Origin of the sequence: Streptomyces sp. NPDC096136, from assembly GCF_044763325.1 — a bacterium.
Classification (GTDB): Bacteria; Actinomycetota; Actinomycetes; order Streptomycetales; family Streptomycetaceae; genus Streptomyces.
Genome location: NZ_JBIWFZ010000003.1, coordinates 180355 through 194798 on the forward strand (window position 1 = coordinate 180355; position 14444 = coordinate 194798).

Sequence of the window (14444 nt, forward strand, 5' to 3'; positions counted from 1 at the left end):
CCGTAATGCCCTAAAGCGGCAATATCGGCTATTTCCGGCAGCTCAATTACGGTGGCCCCCATGGACTGGCTGAAGAAACTCCCGGTGATCGGGCCGCTCGTGTCGGCCGTCCTGCGCACCCACGCCTGGCGCTCCTACGAGCGGCTCGACCGCGTGCACTGGTCCCGGCTCGCCGCCGCGATCACCTTCCTCAGCTTCCTGGCGCTCTTCCCGCTGATCACCCTCGCCGCCGCCGTCGGCGCCGCACTGCTCAGCCAGGAGCAGCTGGACGAGCTCCAAAAGCGCCTCGCCGAGCAGGTCCCCGGCATCTCCGACCAGCTCGACCTGCCCGGCCTCGTCGCGAACGCGGGGGCCGTCGGCCTCGTCGCCGGCGCGGTCCTCCTCCTCACCGGCATCAGCTGGGTCGGCTCGATGCGCGACTGCCTGCGCGCGGTGTGGGAGAAGGACGACGAGGACCTGGGCAACCCGATCGTGCGCAGGGGCAAGGACGTCCTGGTCCTGCTCGGGCTCGGTGCGGTGGCCCTGGCCTCGGCCGCCGCGTCGACCATCGGGGCCAGCGCGGTCGGCAAGTCCGCGGCCGTCCTCGGCATCCCGCGCGAGGGCGCGGGCGGGGCGCTGTTGCGCTCCGGGGCGTTCCTCGTCGGCGTCCTGGCGGCCTTCCTGCTCCTGCTCTACCTGCTGACCCTGCTGCCCGGCGTCGAGCCGTCGCGGAGCCGTCTCCTCCAGGCCGCGCTGATCGGCGCCGCCGGCTTCGAACTCCTGAAGCTGCTGCTCAGCGGCTATATGCGGGGGGTCGCCGGCAAGAGCATGTACGGGGCCTTCGGCGTGCCGATCGCCCTGCTGCTGTGGATCAACTTCACGGCGAAGCTGCTGCTGTTCTGCGCCGCCTGGACCGCGGCCCGGGACGACGGCGAGGGGCCGCAGGAGGCCGCGGCACCGGAGGCCGCAGCGCCGGAAGGGCAGGCGCCGGAGGGGGAGGGCCGGCCCGGGACGGGCTCCCGGCCGCCTACCCCCGGCTCCGGCGGCCGCGCGGCCAGCGACGGTTGACCACGAAGGCCCCGCCCGCCACCACCGCCAGCGCCCCGCCCGCGATGCCGAGCGCCGTACCGAGTCCCCCGCCCCCGCCCCCGCCCGCGGCCGGGCCGGCCGCCACGGGGGTGTTCGCGTGGGTCTGGGCGGGGGAGCCGAAGGGCCGGGTGTCCGCGCTCTTCGGGGGCACCAGCTCGCCGACCGGCTTGACCTTGCCGAGCGCGGCGAAGCCCCAGTCGAAGAGGCCGGCGGTCTCCTCGTAGACCGAGTTGAGCCCGCCGTGGTCCGGGTTCATCACCGTGACCAGCAGCTTCTTGTCCCCCCGCTGGGCCGCGCCGGTGAAGGTCGAGCCGGCCATGGTCGTGTTGCCGTTCTTCACCCCGGCGATGCCCTTGTACGGGGTGATGCCGCCGGCGCCGGTCATCAGGCGGTTGGTGTTCTGGATCTCGAAGTACTCGCGCGGCCTGCCCGGCTCCTGACGGCCCGGGAACCGGGCCTCGGCCGTGCCGCAGTACTCGCGGAAGTCCTGCTTCTGGAGCCCGGAGCGGGCGATGAGGGTGAGGTCGTACGCGCTCGACACCTGCTCCGGGGCGTCGTACCCGTCCGGCGAGACCACGTGGGTGTCCAGGGCCTGGAGTTCCTCGGCGTGCGCCTGCATGTCCTTGACGGTCTTCTCGACGCCGCCGTTCATGGCCGAAAGTACGTGCACCGCGTCGTTCCCGGAGCGCAGGAACACCCCCAGCCACAGGTCGTGGACGGAGTAGTCGTGGTCCTCCTTGACGCCGACCAGGCTGCTGCCCGGGCCGACGCCGTCCATGTCCTGGTCGGTGACGTGGTGCACCTGGTCCTTGGGGAGGGCGGGCAGCACGGTGTCGGCGAAGAGCATCTTCATGGTGGAGGCCGGGGGCAGCCGCCAGTGCGCGTTGTGGGCCGCGAGCACCTCGCCGGTCTCGGCGTCCGCCACGATCCAGGACCGGCCGCTGAGGTTCGCCGGGAGCGCGGGCGCACCGGGCAGCAGGTTCACCTGGGTACCGGGCTGGCCGAGCCGGGCACCGCCGACCGTGGACATCGACGGGGGCGGCGCGGGCGCCACCGGGGCCTGCGGCTTCCCCTTCCCGTCCGCCGGCGGCGTCGGCGCGGCGTGCGCGGTGGAGGGCGGGACGAGCACCGCCGGAACCAGCAGCGCGGCGGAAAGGACCGTCAGCGCGGTCTTCTTGGCAGACACGCAGGTGAACGTACATGCCGATGGACTGCCCGGCGTCCGGGACCGGCCAACCGGGGAGAACCTCCGCCGGTACGGCCCACCCCGCCGCGTCCGTCCCGGGGGCGAATCCGATACTGGGGACATGAAACTCAGCCGCACCGCGTCCTGGTTCCTCGCAGCGTTCGGAGCTTGGTCCTGGGTGATCTGGTCCACGTTCGTCAAGAACCTCTTCAATGACGCCAGCGGTCTGGCTTTCGATGACGGTCGGCCCACGGCTTACTTCTGGGTCCACCTCCTCCTCGCGGTCACCTCCTTCCTCCTGGGGACGGCCGTCGGCGTGATCGGGTTGCGCAGCGTCCTCGTACTGCGGCGCGCATCACGATGACCGTGTTTGTGGTGATTGTGGCCGTCGTCGCGGTCCTCGCGCTGCTGGGGCTGGTCCATCGGTGGCTGTGGGTGCGACTGGTCCGCGACACCACCCGCCCGGGCGGGCCCGCGCGGCGCACCGGGACGGTCCTGGCGTTCGCGCTGCCGGTGCTGTCGCTGGCCGCCCTGACGGCGGGCCGGGCCGGCGCCCCGTTCTGGCTCCAGCGGCTGGTGGCCTGGCCCGGCTTCATGTGGCTCGCGGTCCTGCTGTACCTGACGCTGGCGATGCTGGTGGCGGAACCGCTCCGCCGCCTGTGGCTGCGCCGGGCGGCCGGGAGCGCCGTCCCGACGGGCGGGCCCGCGGCCGAAGGCGCCCCGGGCCCCGCCCCCCGCGCCCCCGCGGCGCGCGGGGCCGATGCCCCCGCCGCTCCCGCGCCCGCCGCCGCGGCCGCCCCGCCCGCCGCCGCGGCCGCCCCGCCCGCCGCCGCTCCCGCGCCCGCCGCCGCCCCCGCGGTGCGCGGGGCCGACGCGCCGCCGGCGGTCTCCCCGCCCGCCGCCGCTCCCGCCCCCGCCCGCGACGCCGCTCCCGCGGCCGAGCCCGAGGTGGCGCCCGCGCCCGCCGCCGACGCCGTGCCCGGACGGTGGCCCGGGTCGGCCTCCGACAGCGGGGTCAGCCGGCGGGTGTTCGTCGCGCGGACCCTCGGCGGGGCCGCCGTCGCCGCCGCCGGACTGACGGTCGGAACGGGCACCTACGGGGTCCTGCGCGGGCCGCGCGTCAAGCGGGTCCGGGTGCCCCTCGCCAAGCTGCCCCGCGCCGCGCACGGGTTCAGGATCGCCGTCGTCAGCGACGTCCACCTCGGCCCGATCCTCGGCCGCGCCCACACCCGGCGCGTCGTCGACACCGTCAACCGCACCCAGCCCGACCTCATCGCCGTCGTCGGGGACCTCGTCGACGGCAACGTCCACGACCTCGGCCCCGCCGCCGAACCCCTGCGCGAACTGCGGGCCCGCCACGGCAGCTTCTTCGTCACCGGCAACCACGAGTACTTCTCGGGCGCCCAGCAGTGGGTCGACCACGTCCGCGAACTCGGCCTGACCCCCCTGGAGAACGCCCGCCGCGAGCTGCCCCACTTCGACCTCGCCGGCGTCAACGACGTCCAGGGGGAGAAGGAGGGCAAGGGCCCCGACTTCCGGGCCGCGCTCGGCGACCGCGACCGCTCCCGCACCTCCGTGCTCCTCGCCCACCAGCCGATCGTGATCGACGAGGCCGTCCGCCACGGCGTGGACCTCCAGCTCTCCGGCCACACCCACGGCGGCCAGCTCTGGCCCGGCAACTACCTCGCCGAACTCGCCAACCCGACCGTCGCGGGCCTGGAACGCTACGGGGACACCCAGCTCTACGTGTCCCGTGGCGCGGGCGCCTGGGGGCCGCCGGTCCGGGTCGGCGCGCCGTCCGACATCACGATCGTCGAACTCGCCTCATACCAGGCCTGACCCTGTCCGACCGGGGCATCACGACTCTTCCCGTGGCTGGAATTCCGTGATTGGGTGGCCGACGGCCGTCCGATAGTCGGATAGGTCATACGCATTCCGGGGGGTCGGGGGCATGGGGATGGGGTCTGTCCGCTCGAAGGTGATCGGGGCGGGTCTGGTCCTCGCGGTGGCGGGCGGCGTGGCCGCCTGGCAGCTGCTGCCCGTGGGCGGCGAGCAGCACGGCGCGATCCGCGTCGGCACCACGGACGTCGTCTCCGCACTGGACCCGGCGGGCGCCTACGACGCCGGCTCCTGGGCCCTGTACAGCAACGTCTACCAGTCGCTGCTCACCATCAAGCCCGGCTCCGACACACCGGTCCCGGACGCCGCGTCCTCCTGCGCGTTCATCGGGCAGAAGCTGACCGCCTACCGGTGCGAGCTGCGCAGCGACCTCACCTTCGGCGGCGGCCGCCAAGTGACCGCCGAGGACGTGAAGTTCTCCTTCGACCGCATCAAGCAGATCAACTCCGACCAGGGCCCGGCCCCGCTCTTCAACACCTTGCAGTCGGTCAAGGCCGAGGGCCGCACGGTCACCTTCACCCTCTCCGCCCCCGACGCCACCTTCCCCTTCAAGATCGCGACGGGCGCCGCCTCGATCGTGGACAAGGAGCGGTACCCGGCCAAGGCGCTGCGCGAGGACGGCGGGGCCGACGGCACGGGCCCCTTCACGCTGACCGGCTACAAGGCCCGTACGACCGCCGAGCTCAAGCCCAACCCGGCGTACCGGGGCCAGGCCAAGCCCGCCAACACGCCGGTCACCGTCCGCTACTTCAAGGACTCCGCCCAGCTGGACCAGGCCTGGCGCGACCACCAGGTCGAGGTCGCCCACCGGGACATGCCCCCGGCGGTGCTCGCGGGCCTCAACCCCGGCTTGAAGGACACCCGCTACCAGACCTCCGGCGGCACGGAGGCGCGCCACATCGTCTTCAACGTGCGCCCCGGCTCGACGGTCCAGAAGCCGGCCGTCCGCCAGGCCGTGGCCGCCGCTCTGGACCGGTCGAAGATCGCCACCGACGTCCACAAGGGCACGGTCACCCCGCTGTACTCCCTCGTCCCGGCCGGGATCGCCGGGCACAGCACGCCGTTCTTCGACACCTACCCCGCGCCCAACGGGACGGCGGCCCGCAAGCTCCTCGCGGACGCGGGCGTCGCCACGCCGGTCTCGATCACCCTCGGGGTCAACACGCGCGGCTCGAACCTGGCCGAGGCCGAGGAGATCAAGCGGCAGCTGGAGTCGACCGGCCTGTTCCAGCTGAACGTCAAGCCGGTCGAGGCGTGGGAGGACTTCCAGAAGGCCTACGCTGCGGGCGAGTTCGACGCCTACACGATCGGCTGGATCGCCGACTTCCCGGACGCGGACAACTTCCTCGCCCCGCTGGTCGGCAAGGACTCCAGCATGAACAACGGCTTCTCCGACAAGACCGTCGACGACCTCATCGCCCGCACCCAGTCCTTCCAGAACCGCGCCGAGGCCGCCAACGACTTCCGCGAGCTCCAGCGGGTGGTCTCGCAGCAGATCCCGATGCTGCCGATCTGGCAGAAGAAGGACTACGTCCTCTCCCGCGAGGCCGTCACCGGCCTCCAGTACCTCTCCGACGGCACGGGCGTCTGGCGCCTGTGGGAGCTCAACTGGCTGTAGGCGGACCGATGGTGTCCCCGTGGGCCACCAGCAGCGTGCGCAGGGCGGCGGACACCGTGTCGCAGGTCTCGCGGTCCAGGGGGGCCAGCAGGCGGGCGTAGTGGGCCAGGTGGTCCTCCATGGCGGCGTCGATCAGCGTGTGGCCCTTGTCGGTCAGGCGGATGCGCACCGAGCGGCGGTCGGCGTCGTCACGGACCCGCTCGACCAGGCCCTTGGCCTCCAGGCGGTCGATCCGGTTGGTGATCGCGCCCGAGGTCACCATGGCGGCCGGGATCAGCGCGCCCGCCGTCAGCGCGTACGGCGGGCCCGACCGGCGCAGGCTGGCCAGTACGTCGAACTCGCCCACCTCCAGGCCGTGGTCGGCGGTGAAGGTCTTGAGGTACTTGTCGATGGTCCGGTTCATGCGCTGGATCCGGGCCAGCACCTCGACGGGCCACAGCGCCTCCGCGAGGTCGGGGCGCTCCTTCTCCCACTGGCCGACGACGGCGGCCACCATGTCCTGGTCTTCCCGGTCCTTCTCCATGCCCCGAGAATACCTCAACGTTAAGACACTTGACGTTGAAGGACTCTGTCTGTTTTTATCTCAACGTTGAGATTGTCAAGGTTGAGATGTGAAGGGGAGTGGGTCATCCATGACGGTCACCACCACCGCTGCCACCACCGGCAGCAGGAACAGCAGCAACAGCAGGAACAGCAGGAGCACCGGGAGCGCCGTACCGGCCGCCGTGTCACCGGGGCCCGTCCCGGTCCTCTGGCTCGCCCTGCTGGCCACCCCCATCGCCGCCGGGGCCAACGCGCCGGTGCTGATCCTCCCGGACATGGCCCGCTCCCTCGGGGTGGCCGACGGCACCGCCGCCTGGCTGCTCACGGCCTTCGGCTGGGCCATGGCCGTCGGCACCCCGCTGCTCGCCGGGCTCCTGCGCCGCCGGGGCCTGGCCGCGGTCCTGCGGCTGGCCACCGTCCTCGTCCTGGCCGGCACCCTGCTCGTCGCCGCCTCCCCCTGGCTCCCGCTCACCCTGATCGGCCGCTGCGCCCAGGCCGCCGGCGGTGCCGGGCTCGTGGCGGCGGCCATGAGCCTCGCCGGGTCCGCCCGCCGGATGGGCGTGATCAGCGCGGGCTTCGGCATGCTCGGCGCGTCCGGGCCGCTGCTGGGCCGGACCCTCGCGGACGGCGCCTCCTGGCGGCTCGCGCTCGCCGTCCAGGCGGTCTCCCTGCTGGCCGTGCCCGTCGTCCTGCGCCGCGCCGGCGGCGGGGCACCCGCCCCCGCGGGCCGGTTCGACGCACGCGGCGCCGCCCTGCTGACCGGGCTCGCCACCGCCCTCGTACTGCTGCCGACCCAGCCGCTCGCCGCCCTGGGCGCCGCCGCCGTCGCCGCCGTCCTGCTCACCCTGCACGTACGCCGCCGCCCCGACGGGTTCGTGCCCGTGGCGCTGCTGCGCCGGCCCGTGTTCGTGGTCTCGGCGCTGCTCGCGCTGGCCCTGTCGGCCTCCTACTTCACCCTGCTCTTCTCGGTGCCCCGGCTGCTCGCCGACCGCGCCGGGTGGGACGCCGCCTCCGCCGGGGTCTGGCAGCTGGTCGCCCTGCTCGCCGGGTCCGCCCTGTCCTGGCTGCTCGCCGCCGCCTCGACCCGGTTGGGCCGCGCGGCCGTCCGTACGGTGCTCGTCGCGGCGGGGGCCGCAGCCGCGCTCACCGGGATCCTCGCCTCCTCCGGCCCGCTGCTGGTGGTGGCCGCCGGGTTGGGCGTGTTCACCGCCAGCGCCGCCAACGGCGTCCTGTCGACCCACGCCGTGGCCTCCGCCCCCGACGAGGCCCACCGGCCGAGCGCCATCGGCCTGTTCACCCTCTGCTACCAGCTCGGCGGCGCCTTCGGCCCGGCGGTCGCCACCCTCCTGGTCCTCGGCTCCTGACCGCGACCCCCGGCCGTTCCGCCGCTCCGCTCAGCCCTCCTCGGGCCTCGGGTCGGAGGCCCGCTTCCCGCCTCGCGAAACCGCCGTCTGGGCCATGCCCGGCAGGAAGTCCGCGAACAGCTCGTGCACCTCGCGCACCAGCGGCCGCAGCACCCGGAACCGGGCCAGGACGATGCCCCGCGTGGTCAGCTGCGCGCCGCGCTCGGCGAGCCGGCGGGACTTCTCGCTCTCCGGCGAACGGTCGAAGACCCAGTACAGCACCAGGCCCATCTGCGAGAGCCACATCAGCTCCGGCAGGACGTCGGCCAGTTCGTCCGGGACCTTGGTCTTCGCCCCGGCGAGCACCTCGCGGTGGATGTCGATGGCCGCCTGCCGCGCCGGCTCCGACTCCGGGGAGAAGGGGCTGAGCGGACTCTCCGGGTCCGCCGCGTTCTTGAAGAACTGCGAGGCGAACTCGTGGTACGGCGCCGCGATGTCGAGCCAGCTCGTCAGCACCCCGGCGAGCCGCTTCTGGAGATCGGGCTCCCGGTCCAGGATCGGCCGGACCGCCGCCTGGTGGGCCGCGCTGATCCGGTCGTAGAACCCCTGGACCAGGTGTTCCTTCGACTCGTAGTAGTAGTAGGCGTTGCCGACCGAGACCCCCGCCTCCTTGGCGATGGCCCGCATGGTCGTCTTGTCGAACCCGCGCTCCTGGAACAGCCGGAGCGCGGTTTCGAGGATGAGCGTGCGGGTCTGCTCGCTCTTGGGAGCCTTCTGATCTGTCACGGTGTCCGACCTTATCGGGAGGCGGAGCACTGTTCGTCACAGGCCGGTTCCCCGGGATCCGCTGCGGACTTGGTGCGGACCGCGTGCCGGACGGCGGCAGCCGTGTACATGGCGGCCTTCGCGAAGGGCCGGCCGGCCGGGGTGGCCAGCCGGTCGGCCATCGCCCGGTGGTCGGCCAGCGCCCAGAGGCACATGATGAAGGCGTCCGTCCCCCGCCACACCTGCCCCCCGTCCCCGATCACGGTGATCTCCCGGAGCGTCTGGGCGTGCGCCAGCTTCGGGAAACGCCGCCAGGCCTGGGCGGACGCGGCAGGAACCAGCCGCAGCGGGACCAGCTGGCGCTGCCGGCCCAGCCAGTTCCGGATGTGCACGCACACCGGGCAGTCGCGGTCGTAGAGGACGGTCAGGTACCGGACGCCGGCCTGCGCGGCCACGGTTCAGGCCCCGGCCGGAGCGGTCCACCCCTGCGGGGCGACCGGCGGCACCGGCGGGTGCAGCGCGGCCTGCCGCTCCATGACCCCGCGGCGGCGCATCCGGTTCAGCACCCACACGTTGCCGAGGTGCATGACGCCGAGCACCAGCAGGACGACGCCGAGCTTCACCGACAGGGCCTCGAAGAGCCCGCGGGCTTCGAGCACGGTCTCGGTCGAGCGCAGGTAGAGGGTCACGAAGCCGATGTTCACGAGGTAGAACCCGACCACCAGGAGGTGGTTGACGGCCTCGGCGAGCTTCTCGTTGCCCTGGAGCACGTCGGCGATGAAGATCCGCCCGTTGCGGCTGAGGGTCCGGGCCACCCAGATCGTGAGCCCGATGCTGATGAGCAGGTAGATGACGTAGGCGACCACGGTGAGGTCCATTGCCCCAGCCCCTTTGAACGTGTTCAACTGCTGACGGACATGACTGTAGACCTTGTTTTGAACAGGTTCAAGCCTTGGTGCGCGCCGGGATCAGCGGAGTTTCAGGGGGTGGTCCGGGGCGAGGTGGTTCGCGAGGGCGACCAGGACGTCCGTGCTGGGGTTCTGGACCGTGCTGCCCCGGCCCTGGGTGGACACCGTCACGATCGCGAGCTTCTTCGCCGGCAGGTAGGCCACCGTCGCCGCGTACCCGGCGAAGGACGGGTTCTGCAGGATCCAGCCGTTCTGCACGACCAGCCCCAGGGCGTACGAGGTCCCCGGCGCGATCGTCGAGACCGGCGTGAGCTGAGCCTTGTGGGAGCGCGGGCTCAGCAGTTTCCCGTCTCCGATCGCCGCGAAGGACTTCGCCACGTCCGCCATCGTGGACGTCATCACCGCCCCCGGCGGCAGCGTCCACGACGGGTCCCAGTAGGTGGAGTCCTCGAAGACCTTCCGCTCGTTGTCGAAGGCGTGCAGCACCGGCGGGGGGATCTCGGCGGTGGTCGGGTTGGCGGTCCCGGTCAGCCCCAGCGGTTTGACGATCTCCTCCCGCATCACCTCGCCCAGGGGCCTGTCCCGGACCCGGGCGATGACGTCGCCCAGGATCTGCCAGTTGGCGTGCGAGTACGCGAAGCCCGTGCCGGGCTCCCGCACCAGCGGCCGGTCCACGGACATGCCCACGAGCTCCTGCGGCGCCCACTGCCGGAACGGGTTCTCGTACAGGGCGGCGATGAACCTCGGGTCCCGGACGTAGTCGGCGTACCCGGAGGTGGTGGAGGCCAGCATCCGCAGGGTGATCGCGTCCGCGTGGGGCAGGTCGGGGCGCCAGCGGGAGACGCTGTCGTCCAGCGAGACCCGGCCCTCGTCGACCAGCTTCAGCAGGGCGGTCGTCAGGTAGGGGATCGCGACGGCGCCGTTGCGGAAGCGCATGTCCGGGGTGGCGGGGATCCCGGTCATCGACTCCCCGGCCGCGACGGAGGCGACCCGCTCGCCGCCGCTCCACACCTCGGCCATGGAGGCGGTGAGACGGTACTTCGCCAGCGAGGCGTCGACCTGCCGCCGGGCGAAGCCGGCGGCGTCCCCCGGCAGGCAGACACCGCCCCGGGAGACCTGCCCGGCCGGACACCCCGGCTCGTCGCCCGCGGCCTCGGGAGCCCCGCAGCCGCACAGCAGCGCGGCACCGAGGGCCAGCGGGAGCAGCAGCAGAGCGGGCTTCGCGGAACGACGTTGCACGGGACCTCCCTGCGGGACGGAGGAGTTCGGCTCCCGCTACGCAGGCTAGCCCCGCGTCCCGCGGGCGGCGCGCCGGAACGATCGGGGGAGTGACGTCGACACAGCCGCCACCCACCCGCTCCGGCAACGCCCGGGGCCCGCACCGGCTGCTGCTCCGTCACTCCGGAGAGGGGGACGTACGCACCAGACTGTGGTCGAGGGCGTCGAGATCGGGTTCGTCGAGCGTGCCCACGCCCTTGGTCTCCTCGGCCAGGAACATGATCAGGACGGCTGCGGCGACACCGAGGACGGAGACCGCCAGACCGAACCGCGAGCGCCAGCCGGCCAGGTTGCCGCCCAGCCAGAAGTAGAGACCGGCCGACCCGACACCCGGCAGGACGAACACGAGCCAGCGGACCTTGTCCAGCGTGTAGGCGAAGGGATGCCCACCGCGGGCCCGGCTCCCCTTGTAGACCTCCCACTGCCACACGTGCATGGACACCAGCGAGGCGAGCTTGCGGCGCAGATGGTTGTTGATGTATCCGGCCAGTCGCAGGATGCGAATGGTGCGGTCCGAGTACAGGCCGGCGAGCATCGCGAAGAGCGGAGGGAAGTACAACAGTACCGAGCGGATGTTCTCCGCCTTCGGACCGGAATCGTTGAACAGCGGCTGAGCCAGGGCGGCCATGGCCGCCGACACCATGAAGGCGAAGTTCATGATCTGCTTCTGATGGTCCTGGTAGCGGCCTATTTCCTCGCGCAGCACCTCGTACTCGGCTATCAGCGCGGCGCCGATGAGCTCCAGCTCGGCGTCACTGTGGACGGTGGCACCCGGACGCGTCGGTGTGTTCGCCTGACGGCTCTGCGGGACTCCCTGGCTCAACCCTTCCCCCTGTGGTCGATGTGCCGCCTGCTGCGGCGGTGGCGATCTCCAGTTCGGCCATGGCACTGTCGGCACCCGAGGCCAGCGCCTCCTCCCACCGCTTCTGTGTGGATGCCGAGAAGGTCATCGTCCGGATGCCCCGGGCACGCAGTTCCGAGCACAATCCCGGCTCCAGGAACCGGCTCTGCATGACCACCCAGCCGGATCCGGCCGCGGTGGCCATGGCCGCGACGTCCATCGGCAAACCGGCGAACAGCGCTCCGCACGCGGCCGCTCCCCACTGGGCCGAGACCAGCCGTACCACCCGGTGGTTGAAGCCGATGACCCGTGTGTTCCCCGGCCGGGGCACCTGCGCGAGCATGGCGGCCGCAGTGCGCGCTTCTTCGCCGGGCCCGGCCTTCAGGTCCAACACGACGGGCAGGCCGAGCGCTCCGAGCGTGGCCAATGCCACCTCGACGGGTGGGAACGCAGCCGGGTCCAGGGCCCCGGCCGATGCGTCGGTGACGGTCCGCAGCGCGGTCTCCTTGGCGAGGTGCGCCCCGCACGGCAGGACCACGGCGACCCCGTCCTGCGTGCACGCGACGTCCACCTCGGCCACGCAGCCCGTGCCGCGGAGCACCGCGGCATCGTCGAGGCACACGTCGTGGACGACGATTTCCCGCACGAGTCCCGTCACGGACGCACCGTCATGGCCCGCGCACCGGACGCCGGCGACTTCCCGGCGGCCAGGCCCAGGTGACCGGCACCCACCAGGCCGGCGCGGTCACCCAGCCGGGCGGTCACCACGTGCGGGACGGACAACCCGGTCGTCTGTCCGCTGAGCACCTCGTGCAGCCGGGCCTTGACGCCCTCCCTGAACCACGTGTTGTGCAGCCACACACCGCCACCGACCGCAATGGAGTGCGGATCACACAGCCCTGCGACGAAGCCGATCACCAGCGCAGCCGCCTCGACCGCGTCCTGACAGGCCGCGTCGCACTCCGGGCCTTCCACACGATCCTCGCCGACGAAGGGAGCGAGGGCCTTGCCCCCCGCTCGCTGGTTGACGGTACGGCCGTCGGGCGGCAGTGGCAGCGCCGAGATCAGTCCGAGCGAACCGTGCGCCCCGAGGTCCAGCCGTCGGCCTTGGACCAGGGCGACACCCACACCGGTACCGAAGTTGACGAACGCGACGCGGTCCTCCTCGCCGTGGCCCCCGTATACGGCTTCGCCGAGGCCCTGGGCACTGACGTCGTTGACCACGCTGACAGGCAGCCCCAGCCGGTCGGAGAGCTGCGCTGCCATGTCGTAATCCCGCAGGTAGGGAAGGCTTCCGCTGCTCAGTACCGTTCCCGTTTCCGGGTCCACCGCCCCGGTCGAGCCGACCCCGACCCCCGTGATCGGGCCCAGACCCGGCCCGTCAAGGCCGGACCGCACGTGCTCGACACCCTTCACGACAGCCTCGGTGATGTCCGAGGACGAGGTGAAGCCCCTGGAGTCCACCTCCTGTACGTGTGAGGTCCTCCCCTGCCCGTCGGCCAAGGCCACACGCAGCCGCGTCTTGCCGAAGTCCACGGCGACGGCGTACTCGCTCATGTTCATCCCTCCACTCGGGCCACGGGCGTGATTCCGTGGCTGACGCACCACTCGCCGAGCCAGCGGGTGAACTCCTCCCCGGCCGACAACAGGAAGCCGGTCCGACTGCCGCTGATGTCGTGGAGCTCCGTCACTCGGCCGCCCGCCTCGCACGCGAACAGCATGGCGGCCGAACGGGTCCAGCCGCCACTGCTCTCCAGACTGACGACGGCGTCCAGTTGGCCCTGCGCCAGCAGCACCGCCTCCAGCGCCTGACTGACGACGATCCGCACGCCCTGGGTGTGGTCCAGCAGGTGGTCGATCAGGCGCAGGGTGGCGGCGCGGGCGCCCTTGCTCATTTTCGGGGTCAGCATGACCGAGATCAGCGACGCGTCGATCGGCCGCGCGACGGTGCGGACCGGTTCGGCGGACCCGGCCTCCGCCCCGAAGCAGCCCGGTGTGATGGTGTGACGGACCGTGCCCCTGCCGGCGACCGCAGTCACCAGCCGACCGTGTTCGACATCGAGGACGACGGCGAGTTCGGTGCGGTCCCCCTGTTCGAGGGTCACGCACACGGAGTACCAGGGAAGCCCCCTCGCGAAGTTGACGGTGCCGTCGACGGGGTCGAGCCGCCAGCGCCATCGCGGGCTGTCAGGGAACACGGCTGACGAGGCGGCGCGGTGGGGGGCGGCGCCGGGCAGGTCTTCGGCGTACACGTCTGCGTCACCGCGCACGGTGGTCAGACGGTCGGCCAGGAAGCGGCCCAGCGCCCGGTCAGTCTCGGTCACCAGGTCCCGGACGCCCTTGATCTCGGCGGTCCGGTCGGGGCTGCGCAGGTACCGGTCCGCGGCCTCCAGCAGCACACGGCGTACGCTTTCGGCTTCGCTCACGTGGGCAGCTCCTCTGCGGGGCCGTAGAACTTCATGATTCCCCGTGGTGGGAGGGCGGCACGGCCCCGGACCATCGCCGTCACGGTCAACTCCAGTGAACGAGCGAGGTGACGGGATTTGCGGCCGGCGAAGTCACGGGCCTCGTGGTCGGCCGCGTACTCCTCTTTGAGGAGCAGGATGCAGATCCGGTCGGTGAGTTCGCCGACGGTCTCGGAGAGGTGGAGGGACGGAGACTCGCCCGACGAAGTCCGATCCCGCTGCAGTTGTTGGGCCAACTGATCGATTCGGTTGATCTGGCCCGTGCGGATCGCGTTCGACCGGTCGATCATCTGCTTGGTCCGGGCCAGCTGCGCCATGCCGGTCGCCGGGTCGTGGGAGACGTCTTCCAGCTTCCACTGTTCCCGGTTCTGCCGGAGCAGGGCCTCCGCGGCGTTGAGCAGTTCGCCCAGGATCCGTCCCGCCGCGCCGGGCGCCTGGCGTCCTGCTTCCTCCAGCGCGCTGCCGAGTAGAGCTCGCAGGCGTAACGCGCCCGCGCCCGCCGTGCCGTGCTCGTGTAAGGAGTCAGTCAC

16 protein-coding genes are annotated in these 14444 nt (G+C 72.2%); 5 read left to right on the forward strand and 11 right to left on the reverse strand.

Annotation, left to right across the window (positions count from 1 at the left end):
* The first annotated feature begins 60 nt into the window (after positions 1–60).
* Positions 61–1047 (forward strand): YihY/virulence factor BrkB family protein, encoded by a 987-nt coding sequence (locus ACIRBY_RS07085; protein ID WP_403897246.1) that lies wholly within the window; start codon positions 61–63, stop codon positions 1045–1047.
* Here ACIRBY_RS07085 and ACIRBY_RS07090 read toward each other — a convergent pair.
* Entirely contained in the window at positions 1007–2254 is a 1248-nt protein-coding gene (locus ACIRBY_RS07090; protein WP_403897249.1) for a D-alanyl-D-alanine carboxypeptidase family protein, read from the reverse strand. The genes ACIRBY_RS07085 and ACIRBY_RS07090 overlap by 41 nt on opposite strands.
* A gap of 121 nt (positions 2255–2375) precedes the next feature.
* On the opposite strand from ACIRBY_RS07090, the gene ACIRBY_RS07095 reads away from it, so the two are divergent.
* From ACIRBY_RS07095 to ACIRBY_RS07105, 3 genes are all read left to right on the forward strand, one after another.
* Complete coding sequence (locus ACIRBY_RS07095; RefSeq protein ID WP_403897251.1) at positions 2376–2618, forward strand: SCO4848 family membrane protein; 243 nt, start codon at positions 2376–2378, stop codon at positions 2616–2618.
* Entirely contained in the window at positions 2615–4093 is a 1479-nt protein-coding gene (locus ACIRBY_RS07100; RefSeq protein WP_403897254.1) for a metallophosphoesterase, read from the forward strand. The genes ACIRBY_RS07095 and ACIRBY_RS07100 overlap by 4 nt, the downstream gene beginning before the upstream one ends.
* A gap of 118 nt (positions 4094–4211) precedes the next feature.
* On the forward strand, positions 4212–5771 hold the full coding sequence (locus ACIRBY_RS07105) for an ABC transporter substrate-binding protein (protein ID WP_403898207.1): 1560 nt from the start codon (positions 4212–4214) through the stop codon (positions 5769–5771).
* Here ACIRBY_RS07105 and ACIRBY_RS07110 read toward each other — a convergent pair.
* On the reverse strand, positions 5758–6294 hold the full coding sequence (locus ACIRBY_RS07110; RefSeq protein ID WP_403897256.1) for a MarR family winged helix-turn-helix transcriptional regulator: 537 nt from the start codon (positions 6292–6294) through the stop codon (positions 5758–5760). The two genes, ACIRBY_RS07105 and ACIRBY_RS07110, sit on opposite strands and share 14 nt — an antisense overlap.
* A 109-nt stretch (positions 6295–6403) precedes the next feature.
* On the opposite strand from ACIRBY_RS07110, the gene ACIRBY_RS07115 reads away from it, so the two are divergent.
* Positions 6404–7678 carry an MFS transporter gene (locus ACIRBY_RS07115; RefSeq protein WP_403897258.1) on the forward strand — a complete coding sequence of 425 codons (1275 nt, stop codon included), beginning with the start codon at positions 6404–6406 and terminating at the stop codon, positions 7676–7678.
* 30 nt (positions 7679–7708) lie between these two features.
* Here the strand turns inward: ACIRBY_RS07115 and ACIRBY_RS07120 are convergent, their stop codons facing one another.
* From ACIRBY_RS07120 to ACIRBY_RS07160, 9 genes are all read right to left on the reverse strand, one after another.
* Positions 7709–8443, reverse strand: coding sequence for a TetR family transcriptional regulator (locus ACIRBY_RS07120; protein ID WP_403897261.1), 735 nt, complete (start codon positions 8441–8443; stop codon positions 7709–7711).
* Positions 8444–8454: 11 nt separating this feature from the next.
* Positions 8455–8877 (reverse strand): thiol-disulfide oxidoreductase DCC family protein, encoded by a 423-nt coding sequence (locus tag ACIRBY_RS07125; RefSeq protein ID WP_403897264.1) that lies wholly within the window; start codon positions 8875–8877, stop codon positions 8455–8457.
* Between the two features lie 3 nt (positions 8878–8880).
* Positions 8881–9300 (reverse strand): hypothetical protein, encoded by a 420-nt coding sequence (locus ACIRBY_RS07130; RefSeq protein ID WP_403897265.1) that lies wholly within the window; start codon positions 9298–9300, stop codon positions 8881–8883.
* A gap of 90 nt (positions 9301–9390) precedes the next feature.
* Positions 9391–10569 (reverse strand): serine hydrolase domain-containing protein, encoded by a 1179-nt coding sequence (locus tag ACIRBY_RS07135; protein WP_403897268.1) that lies wholly within the window; start codon positions 10567–10569, stop codon positions 9391–9393.
* 157 nt (positions 10570–10726) lie between these two features.
* The gene (locus ACIRBY_RS07140) at positions 10727–11431 is read right to left on the reverse strand and encodes a hypothetical protein (protein ID WP_403897271.1); all 705 of its coding nucleotides are present in this window, start codon (positions 11429–11431) and stop codon (positions 10727–10729) included.
* On the reverse strand, positions 11361–12107 hold the full coding sequence (locus ACIRBY_RS07145) for a glycerophosphodiester phosphodiesterase (RefSeq protein ID WP_403897274.1): 747 nt from the start codon (positions 12105–12107) through the stop codon (positions 11361–11363). The genes ACIRBY_RS07140 and ACIRBY_RS07145 overlap by 71 nt, the downstream gene beginning before the upstream one ends.
* The gene (locus ACIRBY_RS07150) at positions 12104–13006 is read right to left on the reverse strand and encodes an ROK family protein (protein WP_403897276.1); all 903 of its coding nucleotides are present in this window, start codon (positions 13004–13006) and stop codon (positions 12104–12106) included. The genes ACIRBY_RS07145 and ACIRBY_RS07150 overlap by 4 nt, the downstream gene beginning before the upstream one ends.
* 2 nt (positions 13007–13008) lie before the next feature.
* Positions 13009–13875, reverse strand: coding sequence for an inositol monophosphatase family protein (locus tag ACIRBY_RS07155; protein WP_403897279.1), 867 nt, complete (start codon positions 13873–13875; stop codon positions 13009–13011).
* Positions 13872–14444, reverse strand: a complete 573-nt coding sequence (locus tag ACIRBY_RS07160) for a DUF4254 domain-containing protein (protein WP_403897282.1) — start codon at positions 14442–14444, stop codon at positions 13872–13874. The genes ACIRBY_RS07155 and ACIRBY_RS07160 overlap by 4 nt, the downstream gene beginning before the upstream one ends.

Bases quoted from the DNA above. Each gene is read 5' to 3' on its own strand.
- ACIRBY_RS07085 (WP_403897246.1), top strand. From the start codon at position 61: ATGGACTGGCTGAAGAAACTCCCGGTGATCGGGCCGCTCGTGTCGGCC.
- ACIRBY_RS07095 (WP_403897251.1), top strand. From the start codon at position 2,376: ATGAAACTCAGCCGCACCGCGTCCTGGTTCCTCGCAGCGTTCGGAGCT.
- ACIRBY_RS07100 (WP_403897254.1), top strand. From the start codon at position 2,615: ATGACCGTGTTTGTGGTGATTGTGGCCGTCGTCGCGGTCCTCGCGCTG.
- ACIRBY_RS07105 (WP_403898207.1), top strand. From the start codon at position 4,212: ATGGGGTCTGTCCGCTCGAAGGTGATCGGGGCGGGTCTGGTCCTCGCG.
- ACIRBY_RS07110 (WP_403897256.1), bottom strand. From the start codon at position 6,294: ATGGAGAAGGACCGGGAAGACCAGGACATGGTGGCCGCCGTCGTCGGC.
- ACIRBY_RS07115 (WP_403897258.1), top strand. From the start codon at position 6,404: ATGACGGTCACCACCACCGCTGCCACCACCGGCAGCAGGAACAGCAGC.
- ACIRBY_RS07130 (WP_403897265.1), bottom strand. From the start codon at position 9,300: ATGGACCTCACCGTGGTCGCCTACGTCATCTACCTGCTCATCAGCATC.
- ACIRBY_RS07150 (WP_403897276.1), bottom strand. From the start codon at position 13,006: ATGAGCGAGTACGCCGTCGCCGTGGACTTCGGCAAGACGCGGCTGCGT.